The sequence below is a fragment of the Chromobacterium sp. Beijing genome (assembly GCF_021496765.1).
Lineage (GTDB): Bacteria > Pseudomonadota > Gammaproteobacteria > Burkholderiales > Chromobacteriaceae > Chromobacterium.
Genome location: NZ_CP053750.1, coordinates 3465212 through 3478666, shown reverse-complemented (window position 1 = coordinate 3478666; position 13455 = coordinate 3465212). Strand labels below are relative to the sequence as shown.

Annotated in this window: 11 protein-coding genes; 6 read left to right on the top strand and 5 right to left on the bottom strand. The window is 64.0% G+C overall.

Translation table 11 applies throughout. The features are described 5' to 3' along the window. Both HQN78_RS16100 and HQN78_RS25895 read right to left on the bottom strand, forming a co-directional pair. The gene (locus HQN78_RS16100) at positions 1-837 is read right to left on the bottom strand and encodes a sulfurtransferase (RefSeq protein ID WP_227106539.1); all 837 of its coding nucleotides are present in this window, start codon (positions 835-837) and stop codon (positions 1-3) included. 39 nt (positions 838-876) lie between these two features. After that, the gene (locus HQN78_RS25895; RefSeq protein WP_370646562.1) at positions 877-1542 is read right to left on the bottom strand and encodes an HIT family protein; all 666 of its coding nucleotides are present in this window, start codon (positions 1540-1542) and stop codon (positions 877-879) included. Between the two features lie 178 nt (positions 1543-1720). Here HQN78_RS25895 and HQN78_RS16090 point away from each other — a divergent pair, with 178 nt between their 5' ends. The 3 genes from HQN78_RS16090 to HQN78_RS16075 all read left to right on the top strand — a co-directional run bounded on the left by HQN78_RS16090 (position 1721) and on the right by HQN78_RS16075 (position 5588). Further along, complete coding sequence (locus tag HQN78_RS16090) at positions 1721-3019, top strand: hemolysin family protein (protein WP_235084870.1); 1299 nt, start codon at positions 1721-1723, stop codon at positions 3017-3019. Between the two features lie 174 nt (positions 3020-3193). After that, complete coding sequence (locus tag HQN78_RS16085) at positions 3194-3451, top strand: acid-shock protein (protein ID WP_107797890.1); 258 nt, start codon at positions 3194-3196, stop codon at positions 3449-3451. Between the two features lie 574 nt (positions 3452-4025). Beyond that, entirely contained in the window at positions 4026-5588 is a 1563-nt protein-coding gene (locus HQN78_RS16075; RefSeq protein WP_304502820.1) for a glycosyl hydrolase family 18 protein, read from the top strand. 48 nt (positions 5589-5636) lie between these two features. On the opposite strand, the gene HQN78_RS16070 is transcribed toward HQN78_RS16075, so the two are convergent. Further along, complete coding sequence (locus HQN78_RS16070; protein WP_235084868.1) at positions 5637-6185, bottom strand: cysteine hydrolase family protein; 549 nt, start codon at positions 6183-6185, stop codon at positions 5637-5639. A 168-nt stretch (positions 6186-6353) separates the two neighbouring features. Next, complete coding sequence (locus tag HQN78_RS16065) at positions 6354-10205, bottom strand: DUF3683 domain-containing protein (protein WP_235084866.1); 3852 nt, start codon at positions 10203-10205, stop codon at positions 6354-6356. Between the two features lie 317 nt (positions 10206-10522). On the opposite strand from HQN78_RS16065, the gene HQN78_RS16060 reads away from it, so the two are divergent. The 3 genes from HQN78_RS16060 to HQN78_RS16050 are packed head-to-tail and all read left to right on the top strand — an operon-like array spanning position 10523 to position 12472. Beyond that, positions 10523-11125, top strand: coding sequence for a LemA family protein (locus HQN78_RS16060; protein WP_235089840.1), 603 nt, complete (start codon positions 10523-10525; stop codon positions 11123-11125). Position 11126: 1 nt separating this feature from the next. Beyond that, positions 11127-11966, top strand: a complete 840-nt coding sequence (locus HQN78_RS16055; RefSeq protein WP_235084864.1) for a YgcG family protein — start codon at positions 11127-11129, stop codon at positions 11964-11966. Next, the gene (locus HQN78_RS16050; RefSeq protein WP_227106546.1) at positions 11966-12472 is read left to right on the top strand and encodes a TPM domain-containing protein; all 507 of its coding nucleotides are present in this window, start codon (positions 11966-11968) and stop codon (positions 12470-12472) included. The genes HQN78_RS16055 and HQN78_RS16050 overlap by 1 nt, the downstream gene beginning before the upstream one ends. A 1-nt stretch (position 12473) precedes the next feature. On the opposite strand, the gene pdxA is transcribed toward HQN78_RS16050, so the two are convergent. After that, entirely contained in the window at positions 12474-13454 is a 981-nt protein-coding gene (gene pdxA, locus HQN78_RS16045) for a 4-hydroxythreonine-4-phosphate dehydrogenase PdxA (RefSeq protein WP_235084862.1), read from the bottom strand. Position 13455 lies beyond the last annotated feature (1 nt).

The window sequence follows — 13455 nt, the reverse complement described above, 5'->3', positions numbered from 1 at the left end:
CTAGCGCGCCACCGGCCTTGCCGGGTCGCTGCACCATTCGCTCCAGGAGCCGGGGTAGAGCCGGCTGCCTTCGAAGCCGGCGTGGCGCAGCGCCAGCAGATTGTGGCAGGCGGTGACGCCGGAGCCGCATTGATGAACGATGGACGCCGGATCGAGGTCGCCGAGCGCCGCTTGCCATTCGGCGCGCAGCTGTTCCGCCGGCTTGAAGCGGTTGTCGGCGTCGACGTTGAGCATGAAGAAGCGGTTGGCCGCGCCGGGAATATGGCCGCCCACCGGATCCAGCGTTTCGCCTTCGCCGCGGAAGCGCTCGGCGGAACGGGCGTCCACCACGGTGAAGGCCGGCTGCTCGATATTGCTCAGCACGGCGGCGGCATCGACGGTGTCTTCCAGTGCGGGCTTGATCGAGAAACGGCAGGGACGGCGTTCCGCCGTTTGCTGGTCGAGGGCGCGGCCGGTCCGGGTCCAGGCCTGGACGCCGCCGTCCAGCACCGCGACCGCGGAGTGTCCCAGCCAGCGCAACAGCCACCAGGCGCGGGCCGCGTATTGTCCGGCGGCGTCGTCGTAGGCGACCACCTGGGTGTCCGGAGTGATGCCGATCGCGCCAAGGTCCACCGCCAAGCGGCTGCCGTCGGGCAGCGGATGGCGGCCGTTGGCGCCGGTCTTGCTGCCGGAAAGATGGTAATCCAGGTTCAGGTAATGCGCGTTCGGCAGGTGGCCGGCCTCATAGGCGGTCAAGCCATAATCTGCTTGTTCCAGCCGGAAGCGGCAATCCAGAATCACAAGGCGTTCTGTCGGCAGAGCCGCCAGCTGTTCCGCGGAGATCAAGGTTTGGTGCATGGCATTCCTCTTTCTTGATGGATGGCCGAGGGCGGGCGCTTAGCGCAGCCGTCCGGCCTGATAAGGATGCGGGCAGGGCAGCAGTCGGTAGCTGCCGGGCTCCAGGCGCAGGCTGTCCACTTGTTCAGTGCCGTCAGGGCCGCAGCGGCGCAAGGCCAGCCAGTGCCGGCCGTCGGCGTCCACGCTGTCGACCGGCCAGCTCAGGCCGGATTCGGCGAAGAAGCGGTAGCAGGCCAGATCGGCGCCTTCCAACCCGTCCGGAACCTGGTCCACCTGGATTTGATAGTCCAGCCAGCAATGAGTCTGGGCGGCGGCGAGCTGTCGGCGCAACTGCTCCGCCAGTTGCGGCCAGGCGCGCGGAGCGCTTTGGCGGCGGGCTGCGGCCCAGATCGGGGCGGGAAAATGAGCGTCGTCGGCGAAGCGGGGAATCACGTGCCAGTGCAGGTGGGGCACCATATTGCCGAGGCTGGCCAGGTTGATCTTGTCGGCTTGCATGCAGCGCAGCAGCGCGGCTTCCACGTAATGGACCCAGTCCAGCAGGTGCAGGCGGTCGCAGGCGGACAGGTCCGTCATTTCCTTGACGTGGGCCTTCCAGATCACGCGGCAGAAACCGGGGTAGCCTTCCTCGTCCACCAGCAGGACTTTGAGATGATCGTCTTCGTGCAATACTTGCCCGGCCGGGGCCTGGCACAATTCACAATCCATGATGGCGGCCTTTTGAAATGCGGAAACCTTATTGTAACGGTTGCCGCGGGCTTCGGCTAAAGCCCGGTTCGCTGCTATCATTACAGAAATTATGATTTGAACTATTTATCATGCCTTCTGCCGTATGCCGTCGCCTGTGCGGTGTTCAGGCGCAGCGGCGGGCACAATGGAGAGCTTGATGACGGATATGATGATTATTCTGGCGCTGATTCTGGCCAGCGCCTTTTTCTCGGTGTCGGAAATATCGCTGGCGGCTTCCCGCAAGATCCGCTTGCGTCAGATGATGGACGAGGGCAACGTCAATGCCGGCAAGGTGCTGGCTTTGCAGGAGCATCCGGGACATTTCTTCACCGTGGTGCAGATAGGCGTCAATGCGGTGGCCATCCTGGGCGGCATTGTCGGCGAGGCGGCGTTCACGCCCTTCTTCGCCCGCGTGTTGGGGTTTTTCCTGTCCCCGGATCTGGCTCAGAGCCTGGGTTTTCTCGCGTCCTTCCTGCTGGTGACCAGCCTGTTCATCCTGTTCGCCGACTTGACGCCCAAACGTCTGGGCATGGTGGCCGCGGAGACGGTGGCGGTGCGCATTGTGCGGCCCATGCTGTTCATGGTGTTGCTGTTCAAGCCGCTGGTGTGGCTGTTCAATGAATTGTCCGGCCTGCTGCTGCGGCTGGTGGGCATGCCGACCAGCCCGCGCGACGAGATCACCAGCGACGACATCTCGGCGATGATGGACGCGGGCGCGGAAGCCGGCGTGCTGCACCGGCAGGAACATCAGGTGATTGAGAACGTGTTCGAGCTGGAAAGCCGGCTGGTGCCGTCGTCGATGACGCCGCGGGAGAGCATCATCTATTTCACGCTGGACGAGGCGGAGGACAGCATCAAGTCCAAGGTGGCCGAGCAGCCGCATTCCAAGTTCCTGGTCTGCGACAACGGCATCGACAATGTGGTCGGCTACGTCGATTCCAAGGATTTGCTGCGCCGGGTGCTGGCCGGCCGGGCGATCTCCTTGAAGGAGCCCGGCTTGTTGAAGACGGTGCTGTTGATTCCGGACTCCTTGACCTTGTCGGAGTCGCTGGATCAATTCAAGGGCACGCGCGAGGACTTCGCGGTGATCTTGAACGAATACGCTTTTGTCGTCGGCCTGATCACGCTCAATGACGTGATGTCCACGGTGATGGGCGATCTGGTGGGCCAGGGACAGGAGGAGCAAATCGTCAAACGCGACGAGAATTCCTGGCTGGTGGACGGCATCACCCCGGTGGAAGATGTGCTGCGGGTGTTGGAGATCGACGAATTGCCGGACGATCAGAACTACGAAACCGTGGCCGGCTTCATGATGTATATGCTGCGCAAGATTCCACGCCGCACCGATTGCGTGCAATACGCGGGCTACAAGTTCGAAGTGGTGGACATCGATAATCACAAGATCGATCAGATCCTGGTGACGCGGGTGGCGGCCAAGGAGCCGGCGCCGGTCTGAGAAGGTTTGACTCCGCTCGCGTGGAGAGGCGCGGCGCTGAGGCCTTGTACGATCGGTTACATGATTTAACACAGGCCTCACAGACTGCGGCGAGGCGGCTTGCATATGATGAATTCAAGGACGCACCAGGACGGTGCCCTGACAACCGATAAGTCGCAGACTTGGAGAAACATCATGAAAAAGATCACCGCACTGATCCTGGCTTCCGTAATCGGCCTGACTTCCGCCGCCGCCTTCGCCGCCGACGCCTCCGGCCCGGCCGCCAAAGCCGCCGCTCCGGCGCACGCCAAGAAGCATCACGCCAAGAAACACCATCACAAGAAGCACGCCAAGAAAGCGGCTTCCGCTCCGGCCGCGCAGAAAGCCCAGGCCGCCAAGAAGCACGTTAAGAAGCATCACCACAAAAAAGCACAGGTGAAAAAAGCGGCTTGATTCTGCGGCTACAGGCAGGGTATCGGGAGGAGGCCAAGGCCTCCTCTTTGCGTTTCTGGCCGGTTGCGGCATGCGTTTGGCCTGCGATTGAAAACGTAATGGTTTTGTAGTGGCATGGTTTTGTGAAGCCCATGCTTTTGCTGTGAAGTTTTGTCTCAAATTGCCAACAGGCATTTCTCCTGTGCTTAAGCGGCTTTCTCACTGAAGAAATAGACATCGCCAAGTGCGCTGTTTATCTCCTTTTCTTGGCTATTTGCGCGATAAATTCGCCTAAATTCGCGTAAACCTGAACTTTCCCGCATTTTTGAGCCACAGCTGCGCCCTTGTCGGCGTAAGACAATCCTTTTGACCTGTTTTAACTGTTATTAAGGACAGGTTGGTGAAATTTGGGTTGGCAGCAGTGGAGTGATTGCTCGAATCTGATACCACTGTAATACCACATGTCCGAACTAAAACGCCGGCTTGCGGTGCTGCAGCGGGGACAGCATGACGCTGCCGTGATCACTGACAGAATTGAGGAGGTCCGAATGTCGAAACTTTCGTTGACGTTGTCGGCGCTGTTTGGGGGGCTGGCTTGTTGTTGAGCAGCGCGGCGGCGTTCGCCGCGCCGGCCTGCAGTGCGTGGAGCAATGCGCAGACCTATAACGGCGGCGATTACGCCTTGTACGCCAACAAGACCTGGCGCGCCAAGTGGTGGACGCAGAACAATCAGCCGGGCGCGGATCAATGGGGGCCGTGGGAAGAGCGGCCTGCCGGCGAATGCACGCCGGGCGGCGGCGATCCCGGTCCCGGACCGGGCACCGGCGTGCCGCCGGAACCGACGCCGACCGTGGGTCGTCATGTCGGCTCTTATTTTGCGCAATGGAGCATTTACGGCCGCAATTACAAGCTGCGCAATCTGGTGGACGCCGGCGGCGACAAGAAGCTGACCTTCCTGAACTACGCCTTCGGCAACGTCTACGCCGACGGCAAGTGCGGCATGGTGACCCGCGCCGAGAACGGCAACGGCGACGGCGGCGACGCTTGGGCCGATTACCAGAAGTCCTTCGGCGCCAATGAGTCGGTGGACGGCAAGGCCGATGCCTGGAGCGATCCGCTGCGCGGCAACTTCAATCAGCTGCGCAAGCTGAAGCTGGCCAATCCTTCGTTGAAAGTGCTGATTTCGCTGGGCGGCTGGACCTGGTCGAAGAATTTCGGCAAATTCGCCGCCACCGACGCCGGCCGCAAGACCATGGTCGCGTCCTGCATCGATCTGTACCTGAAAGGCAATCTGCCGGTGGGCGAGAACGCCGGCGGCGCCGGCGCGGCCAAGGGCGTGTTCGACGGCATCGACATCGATTGGGAATACCCGGGCGGCGGCGGTCTGCCGACCAATAGCGTGGATCCCAACGATAAGCAGAACTTCACCTTGCTGATGGCGGAATTCCGCAGCCAGCTGGACGCGCTGACCGCGCAGAACAAGCGCCGCTACTACCTGACCGCGGCGATTGGCTCCGGCGTCGACAAGATCCGTCAGACCGAGCCGGCCAAGTACGCGGCCTATATGGACTGGATCAATGTGATGACTTACGACTTCAACGGCGGCTGGGATGCCAAGGGGCCGACCAACTTCCAGTCCAATCTGTTCCGCGACCCGGCGGCTCCGGTGACCGGCGACCGCGTCTACTACAACGTCGACGACTCGATCCAGACCCTGGTCAAGGGCGGCGTGCCCAAGGCCAAGCTGAACGTGGGCATCCCGTTCTATGGCCGCGGCTGGGCCGGCGTGGCGGCCGGGCCCAAGGCCGATGGTCTGTACCAAGTGGCCACCGGTGCGGGCAAAGGCACTTACGAAGCCGGCATCGAGGACTACAAGGTGCTGAAGAGCCGTTCCGCAAAGCAGTTCGTGCATCCGGTCAGCAAGCAGCTGTGGACTTACGACGGCAACGAGTTCTGGAGCTACGACGACCCCGCCACCATCCGCACCAAGCTGGATTACGTGCGTCAACAGCAGCTGGGCGGGGTGTTCAGCTGGTCCTTGGATGGCGACGACGCTCAGGGCACTTTGTTGAAGACCACCAGCGAAGTCCGTCAGGACGCCGCCGCGGCCAAGAAGAAGGCGGCCGCCAAGGCCTCGGCCGCATCGCCGTTGAAGTAAAACGGAAGCCGCAAAGAAAAACCGCCGGGCGTGCCCGGCGGTTTTTGTTTAGGCCGCGCCGCTTTCCAGTTCGGCGATGTTGCACACGCGTAGGGGCTTGGGTGTTTCGTCCAGATTGGACCAGACCCAGTTGAAGTGATCGATCACCTGTTCCGCGTTCAGCCGCGGCCGCGGTTTGCAGGTGTGGGCGTCGGCGATCAGGGTGACAGCGTATTCCTGCGACATCGCCGAGCGCAGCGTGCTGTCCACGCAGAACTCGGTGGCGGAACCGGCCAGCCACAGCTCGTCGACATCGCCGCCGCGCAGCAGCTCGGTCAGCGCGGTGCGCTGGAAGCTATCGCTGAAGCGTTTGTGCACCACGGCGTCGCCGTCCTGCCGCGCCAGCGCCGGATGCAGCTGCCAGGCCTCGCTGTCGCGCGCCAGATCGCTGCCGGGGCCGCTGTCGTGCTGGATGAAAATCACCGGCATGTCTTGGCGGCGCGCCAGCGCGATGGCGCGGTTGAGATTGGCCAGCACGGCGTCGGCGCGGCCGGCGCGGGGTTGGCCTTCAATCTGGCCGTATTGCACGTCGATGATGATAAGCGCTTTGTTGCCCATGGGTTGTTCTCCAACCTTAGAACGTGTTTACGATCTTGCGAGCTCAGGCGAGACAAGGCGGAAACGAGCGAAAAAGCGGAATGTACAGGTGGTACATGAGCACTGAGCTTGGTTTCAACGCCCATTTCTATCCATCCCGCCGACGCGCAGCAGATCGTAAACAGGTTCTTACAGCAGCACGCGTTCGATGCCGCCATCGCGCGCCTGGTCCACATACTGTTTCAACCAGTTCGGCCCCAGCACATGCTTGGCGATTTCCACCACGATGTAGTCGGCCTCGGTGCCGGTGTCCGGGCCGTAGCGCGACAAGCCTTGCAGGCAGGACGGGCAGGAGGTCAGGATCTTCACCGGCTGGGCAGGCTTGGCGCCGCCGGTCAGCGCCTGCAGGTTCTTGTTGATTTCCTCTTCCTTGCGCGAGCGCACCTGGGTGGCGATGTCCGGCCGGCTGGCGGCGAAGGTGCCGGATTCGCCGCAGCAGCGGTCCGACAGCGCCACGCCGCCGCCCAAGAGCTCGTTGACCACCTTCATCGGCTGATAGGCCTTCATCGGCGTGTGGCAGGGGTCGTGATACAGGTATTGCTGGCCGCCGACGCCGTCCAGCTTGACACCCTTCTCCATCAGGTATTCATGGATGTCGATGATGCGGCAGCCGGGGAAGATGTCTTCGAAGCGGTATTGCGACAATTGGTCGTAGCAGGTGCCGCAGCTGACCACCACGGTCTTGATGTCCAGGTAGTTCAGCGTGGTGGCCACGCGGTGGAACAGTACCCGGTTCTCGGTGGTGATGGCGTCGCCCTTGTCCTGATAGCCGGCGCTGGTCTGCGGATAGCCGCAGCACAGATAGCCGGGCGGCAGCACGGTCTGCGCGCCGACATGCCACAGCATGGCCTGGGTGGCGAGGCCGACCTGGCTGAACAGGCGCTCCGAGCCGCAGCCGGGGAAGTAGAACACCGCTTCCGCGTCTTCCGACAGCTTGGGGTTGCGGATGATGGGCACGATGCTGGCGTCTTCCACGTCCAGCAGCGCGCGCGCGGTTTTCTTGGGCAGGCCGCCGGGCATGGGCTTGTTGATGAAGTGGATCACCTGCTCCTTGACCGGGGCCTTGCCGACGGTGGCCGGCGGCTGCCGGGTCTGGGAGCCTATCAGTCCCAGGCGCTTGCCCACCGCGTTGCCCAGCCGCTGCGCCTTGTAGGCGACGCCGACCAGGCCGGTGCGCAAGGCCTTGATGGTGGCCGGGTCCTTGGCGGTGAGAAAGGCCATGCCGACGGCGGTGCCGGGGTTGAAGCTCTTGTTGCCGGTCTTGCGCAGGAAGTTGCGCATCGCCACCGAAACGTCGCCGAAGTCGATCTTGACCGGGCAGGGTTTGACGCAGCGATGGCAGACCGTGCAATGGTCGGCGACGTCGGACAACTCCTCGAAATGCTTGAGGCTGACGCCGCGGCGGGTCTGCTCTTCGTAGAGGAAGGCCTCGGTCAGCAGGCCGACGCCGAGGATCTTGTTGCGCGGCGAGTACAGCAGATTGGCGCGCGGCACATGGGTGGAGCACACCGGTTTGCACTTGCCGCAGCGCAGGCAGTCCTTGATCGAATCGCTGATCGCGCCGATGTCGGATTGTTCCAGGATCAGCGACTCCGCGCCCAGCAAGGAGAAGGACGGCGTATAGGCCATGGCCAGGTCGGCGCCGGGCAGCAGCTTGCCGCGGTTGAAGTGGCCGTTGGGGTCCACTTGCTGCTTGTAGGCGCGGAAGGGGGCGATTTCTTCTTCGCTGAGGAATTCCAGCTTGGTGATGCCGATGCCGTGCTCGCCGGAGATCACGCCGCCCAGCGCGCGCGCCAGCGCCATGATGCGCTCCACCGCCTTGTGCGCGGTCTGCAGCATCTCGTAATCGTCGGAGTTGACCGGCAGGTTGGTGTGGACGTTGCCGTCGCCGGCGTGCATGTGCAGCGCGACGAAGACGCGGCTGCGCAGCACTTTTTGCTGGATGGCGCGGATGGCGGCCAGGATGGGGCCGTCGGTGTTGCCGGAGAACAGCTGCTCCAGCTCGGCCTGCATTTCGCGCTTCCAACTGACGCGCACGACCATATCGCGCAGCGCGTGAAACACCGAGGCCGGCGTCGCCGCGGCGTCTTCCAGCGGCGCGTGCGGCCAGCGTTCGCGGTATTCGTGAAAGGGACGGTCAAGGTGTTCCAACAGCCATTGCCAGCGGTCGCGGGTGATGGCGAGCTGGGACAGCGCCGAGGCGCGGCGGTCGCCGATCAGTTCTTCCGACGGCAGATTGGTGTCCAGCTTGTCCACCGGCAGCCGGCCGTGGAAATACTCGGTCAGGGTGTCGAGCAAGCGCAGCTTGTTCTGGATCGACAGTTCGATATTGATGCGTTCGATGCCGTCGCTGTAATCGCCCAGCCGCGGCAGCGGGATCACCACGTCTTCGTTGATCTTGAAGGCGTTGGTGTGTTTGGCGATGGCGGCGGTGCGGCTGCGGTCCAGCCAGAAGCGTTTGCGCGTTTCCGGGGTGATGGCGATGAAGCCTTCGCCGTGGCGCGCGTTGGCCAGCCGCACCACCTGGCTGGCGGCTTCCGCCGCCGCGTCCTCGTGGTCCGACACCAGATCGGCGATCAGCACCATCTTGGGCCGGCCCTTGCTCTTGGCCTTGGTCACATAGGACACCGCGCGAACATAGCGCCAGTCCAGGTGTTCTAGGCCGGCCAGCTGCACGCCGGCGGCGAGGCCGGCACCGCCGGGTTTGAACAGGTCGGTGATTTCGACGATGGCCGGCGTGGCCTCGGCCACGGTGCCGAAGAATTCCAGACAGACGGTGCGGATGTGCTTGGGCATGCGGTGCAGCACGAAGCGGGCGCTGGTGATGATGCCGTCGCAGCCTTCCTTCTGCACGCCGGGCAGGCCGGCCAGGAATTTATCGGTGACATCCTTTCCCAGGCCCACTTTGCGGAAGGCGCTGCCGGGGATGTCCAGCTGACGGCTGGACACCACGGTCTGGCCATCGTCCTTGAGTTGGCTGACGCGGAAGCGGGCGATGTCGACGTCGTGGATCTTGCCGTAGTTGTGGCCCAGGCGTTCGATGAACTGCCATTGGCCGTCGGCGTCCACCATTTTCCAGCTGGCGAGGTTGTCCAGCGTGGTGCCCCACAGCACCGCCTTCTTGCCGCCGGCGTTCATCGCGATATTGCCGCCGATACAGGAGGCCTCGGCCGAGGTGGGGTCCACGGCGAACACCAGGCCGGCCGCCGCCGCGGCCTCGGCGACGCGGGCGGTGACCACGCCGGCGCCGCATTGTATGGTGGCGCGGGGGCCGTCCAGGCCGGGCAGTTCCACCTGTTCGACACCGAGATGGCGGTCCAGCTTCTCGGTGTTGATCACCGCGCTCATGCGGTCCAGCGGCACCGCGCCGCCGGTGTAGCCGGTGCCGCCGCCGCGCGGAATGATGGTCAAGCCCAGCTCGATACAGGCGCGCACCAGCGGCGCGATTTCGGCCTCGCTGTCCGGGCTGAGCACCACGAAGGGGTATTCGACGCGCCAGTCGGTGGCGTCGGTGACGTGGGCGACGCGGGACAGGCCGTCGAACTGGATATTGTCGCGGCGGGTGAGCCGGGACAGCTTCTTCAGAATCTTGGCGCGCAGTTCGCGGGTATCCTCGAACTGCTCGGCGAAGCGCTCGACGGCGGCGCGGGCCGCCGTCAGCATCTTGCCCACCTTGTCGTTGCCCTCACGGCGTTTTTCCACTTCGGCCAGCCGGTGGCGCATCGCGTCCACCAAGGCGGCCAGCCGCTTGGGATTGTCCAGCAGGTCGTCGACCAGATAGGGGTTGCGGTCCACCACCCAGATATCGCCCAAGACCTCGAACAGCATGCGGGCGGAGCGGCCGGTCTTGCGTTCGGCGCGCAGTTCTTCCAGCAGCTTCCACATCGGCGCGCCCAGCAGGCGGATGAAGATTTCGCGGTCGGAATACGAGGTGTAGTTGTACGGGATCTCCCGCACACGGGCTTGGGTGGTGGTGGTCATTGTCCGTGCAGCTGTCATTATTGGAAAAACGTCCACCAGTGTAGCCCAATTGTTGCGTTGCGAAAAACCCGTATTCACTAGGGATTTCCCTCTTTACTTCAAGATATTGGCGCAAATTGTATATTGTTGGGCAAGGTGGACCGGGGGCGGAGCGCGCCGGTCTTGCCGGTCTGGTCGCGCAGGGGAGGGAATGGTGCGCGCTATTCCATAGGCGGGGCGAAAACTGCTGGTTTTATGCTTTTTATGGGTAAACTGAAGCTCGAACGCGTTGCGCTGATCGGGATGGCGCAGCCACGACGGGAATGGAGAACAGGATGATGTGGAAGAAGTGGGCGATGGCTTTGTTATTGGCGGCGTCGCTGAGCGGCTGCGGTTACAACGCGATGCAGACTCAGGACGAGGCGGCCAACGCGGCCTGGTCCGAGGTGATCAATCAATACCAGCGGCGCGCGGATCTGATTCCCAATCTGGTCAAAACGGTGCAAGGCTACGCCAAGCATGAAAAAGAGGTGCTGACCCAAGTCACCGCCGCGCGGGCGCGGGTGGGCAGCATCCAGATGGATGCGTCGATGGCGACGGACGAGAAAAAGCTCAATGATTTCGCCGCGGCGCAGAATCAGCTGGGCTCGGCCTTGTCCCGCTTGCTGGTGGTGTCGGAAAACTATCCGCAGTTGAAGGCGGATCAATCCTTCCGCGATCTGCAGGCGCAGCTGGAAGGCACCGAGAACCGCATCGCCTTGGCGCGCAAGCGTTATATCGATTCGGTGCAGGCGTACAACAGCACGGTGCGGACCTTTCCCAATAATCTGACCGCGATGATGTTCAGCCTGAAGACCCGGCCGAATTTCACCGTGGAGAACGAGAAGGCCATTTCCACCGCGCCGCAGGTCAGCTTCGGCGAGCCGGAGGCGAGCAAATAAGATGAGGGCGCTATGGCGTTGCTTGGGCATCGCGTTGCTGCTGTGCGCGCAGATGGCGCGGGCGGAACTGGCGGTGCCGCCGCCCAGTTCGCCGGTGGTGGATCTGGCCGGTTTTTTATCGGCGGACGAGCGCGGACAATTGGAACGGCAATTGCTGAGCTTTCATCAGCGCAAAGGCAGTCAGCTGGCGGTCTTGATCGTGCCGTCGGTGGAGCCGGAAACGCCTTTTGACTACGGCACCCGGGTGATGGACGCCTGGAAGCTGGGGCGCAAGGGGGTGGACGACGGCGTGCTGCTGCTGATCGTGGCGGATCAGCACAAGACCCAGTTGTTGGTGGGCCGCGGCCTGGAGGGCGCGATTCCCGACATCTACGCCAAGCGCATTCTGCAGGACACGCTGAGGCCTCTGTTCAAGCAGGGTTTGCGCTTTCAGGGCATTCAAGCGGCGGCGTCGCAGCTGGAAGGCCTGATCGACGGCGAAAAGCTGCCCCCGCCGACGCGGACTCAGCAGCAGGGCTGGGAAGACAGTTGGCCGGCGCTGGCGTTCGCGGTCTTGTTCGGCGCCGGCGTCGTCAGCCGCCTGTTTGGACGCTTGATCGGCAGCCTCATTATGGGCGGCCTGGGCGTCGCCGCGGCCTTGCTGCTGGGCGCTGGCGTCGTGTTCGCCTTGTTGGCCGGGGCGGTGGCGGCGCTTCTGTGCCTGGTGATCGGCGCCCACGGCTTGTCGTTCGGCGGCGGTGGCGGCGGGAGTTGGCGCGGCGGAAGCAGCGGCGGCCGCGGAGGCGGCTGGTCCGGCGGCGGCGGGGGATTTGGCGGCGGCGGCGCTTCGGGAGATTGGTGATGTGGAAATCATGGCATAGAGCGCTGCGTCATCTGGCCAGCACCGGCTATTTGGCGCGACGGCGTTTTCCCGCCGCGGAACTGGCGCGTCTGCAGCAAGGCATCGCGGCTTCGGAACGCGAACACGCTGGTCAGCTGCGCTTTGTGGTGGAGTCGGCGCTGGATTGGCGCGACGCCTGGCGCGGCATGAGCGCTCGAGAACGGGCGCTGGAGTGGTTCGGTCTGCTGAGGGTATGGGACACCGAGGAGAACACCGGCGTGCTGGTGTATGTGCTGCTGGCGGAGCGCCGCATTGAAATCGTCGCCGATCGCGGCATAGACCGGCGGGTGCCGTCGCGGGCCTGGGAGGAGATTTGCGCCGAAGTCGGACGCGCGATGGCGGAAGGCAAGCGAGTGGCCGGCCTGGAGGCCGGCTTGTGGCGGATACACGCTTTGTTGATCGAGCATGCGCCGCTCCGAGGCGGGCCCAGCGTCAACGAGTTGCCGGACGAGGTGATCGTCCGCTGAGTCAGTTCGCGGCGGAGGCGGCCAGTTGCGCCGCCAGCTGCACGGCCTCGAACAGACTGCCCGGGTGGGCCTGACCGCTGCCGGCCAGATCCAGCGCGGTGCCGTGGTCGACCGAGGTGCGGACGATGGGCAGGCCCAGGGTGATGTTGATGCCGGCGCCGAAGCTGGCGTGTTTGAGCACCGGCAAGCCTTGATCGTGATACATCGCCAGCACCGCGTCGCAGCGCCGCAGCTTGTCGGGGTTGAACAGGGTGTCGGCTGGCAAGGGGCCGATCAGGTCCATGCCCTCGCCGTGCAGCCGCGCCAGCAGCGGTTCGATGATTTCGATTTCCTCGCGCCCCAGATGGCCGCCTTCGCCCGCGTGCGGATTCAGGCCCGCCACCAGCACGCGCGGCGCGGCGATGCCGAACTTGGCGCGCAGATCCCCGTGCAGGATGCGGATGACCTGCTCCAGGCTGTCCGCGGTGATGGCGTCGGCGACGTCCCGCAGCGGCAGATGGGTGGTGGCCAGCGCCACGCGCATGCCGCCGCCGGCCAACATCATCACCACCTTGGGCGTGTGCGTGCGTTCGGCCAGGTATTCGGTGTGGCCGGAGAAGGCGACGCCGCCGTCGTTGATGACGCCCTTGTGCACCGGCGCGGTCACCATGGCGGCGAATTCGCCGCTAAGGCAGCCGTCGATGGCGCGGTCCAGCGTCGCCAGCACATAGCCGGCGTTGGCCGGGTCCAGCCGGCCGGGAACGGCCGGAACCGCCAGCGGCACATGGCAGACCTCCAACCCCTGTGCCGGCGCGGGCGTGTCCGGCGCGTAATCGTACAGCGAAAGCGAGAGACCCAGCTGCCGCGCGCGCGCGGCCAGCAAGGTCTTGTCGCCGATCAGCACGCAGCGCGCGCCGACGCCGGCCTCCGTCAGCCGCAGCGCCAGATCCGGCCCCACACCGGCTGGTTCTCCGGTGGTGACGGCCAATACGGGGAGGTTCATC

What these genes read in the sequence shown, in the direction of transcription:
- HQN78_RS16100 (WP_227106539.1), bottom strand. Translation starts at nt 837, where the DNA reads ATGCACCAAACCTTGATCTCCGCGGAACAGCTGGCGGCTCTGCCGACA.
- HQN78_RS25895 (WP_370646562.1), bottom strand. Translation starts at nt 1,542, where the DNA reads ATGGATTGTGAATTGTGCCAGGCCCCGGCCGGGCAAGTATTGCACGAA.
- HQN78_RS16090 (WP_235084870.1), top strand. Translation starts at nt 1,721, where the DNA reads ATGACGGATATGATGATTATTCTGGCGCTGATTCTGGCCAGCGCCTTT.
- HQN78_RS16085 (WP_107797890.1), top strand. Translation starts at nt 3,194, where the DNA reads ATGAAAAAGATCACCGCACTGATCCTGGCTTCCGTAATCGGCCTGACT.
- HQN78_RS16070 (WP_235084868.1), bottom strand. Translation starts at nt 6,185, where the DNA reads ATGGGCAACAAAGCGCTTATCATCATCGACGTGCAATACGGCCAGATT.
- HQN78_RS16065 (WP_235084866.1), bottom strand. Translation starts at nt 10,205, where the DNA reads ATGACCACCACCACCCAAGCCCGTGTGCGGGAGATCCCGTACAACTAC.
- HQN78_RS16060 (WP_235089840.1), top strand. Translation starts at nt 10,523, where the DNA reads ATGTGGAAGAAGTGGGCGATGGCTTTGTTATTGGCGGCGTCGCTGAGC.
- HQN78_RS16055 (WP_235084864.1), top strand. Translation starts at nt 11,127, where the DNA reads ATGAGGGCGCTATGGCGTTGCTTGGGCATCGCGTTGCTGCTGTGCGCG.
- HQN78_RS16050 (WP_227106546.1), top strand. Translation starts at nt 11,966, where the DNA reads ATGTGGAAATCATGGCATAGAGCGCTGCGTCATCTGGCCAGCACCGGC.
- pdxA (WP_235084862.1), bottom strand. Translation starts at nt 13,454, where the DNA reads ATGAACCTCCCCGTATTGGCCGTCACCACCGGAGAACCAGCCGGTGTG.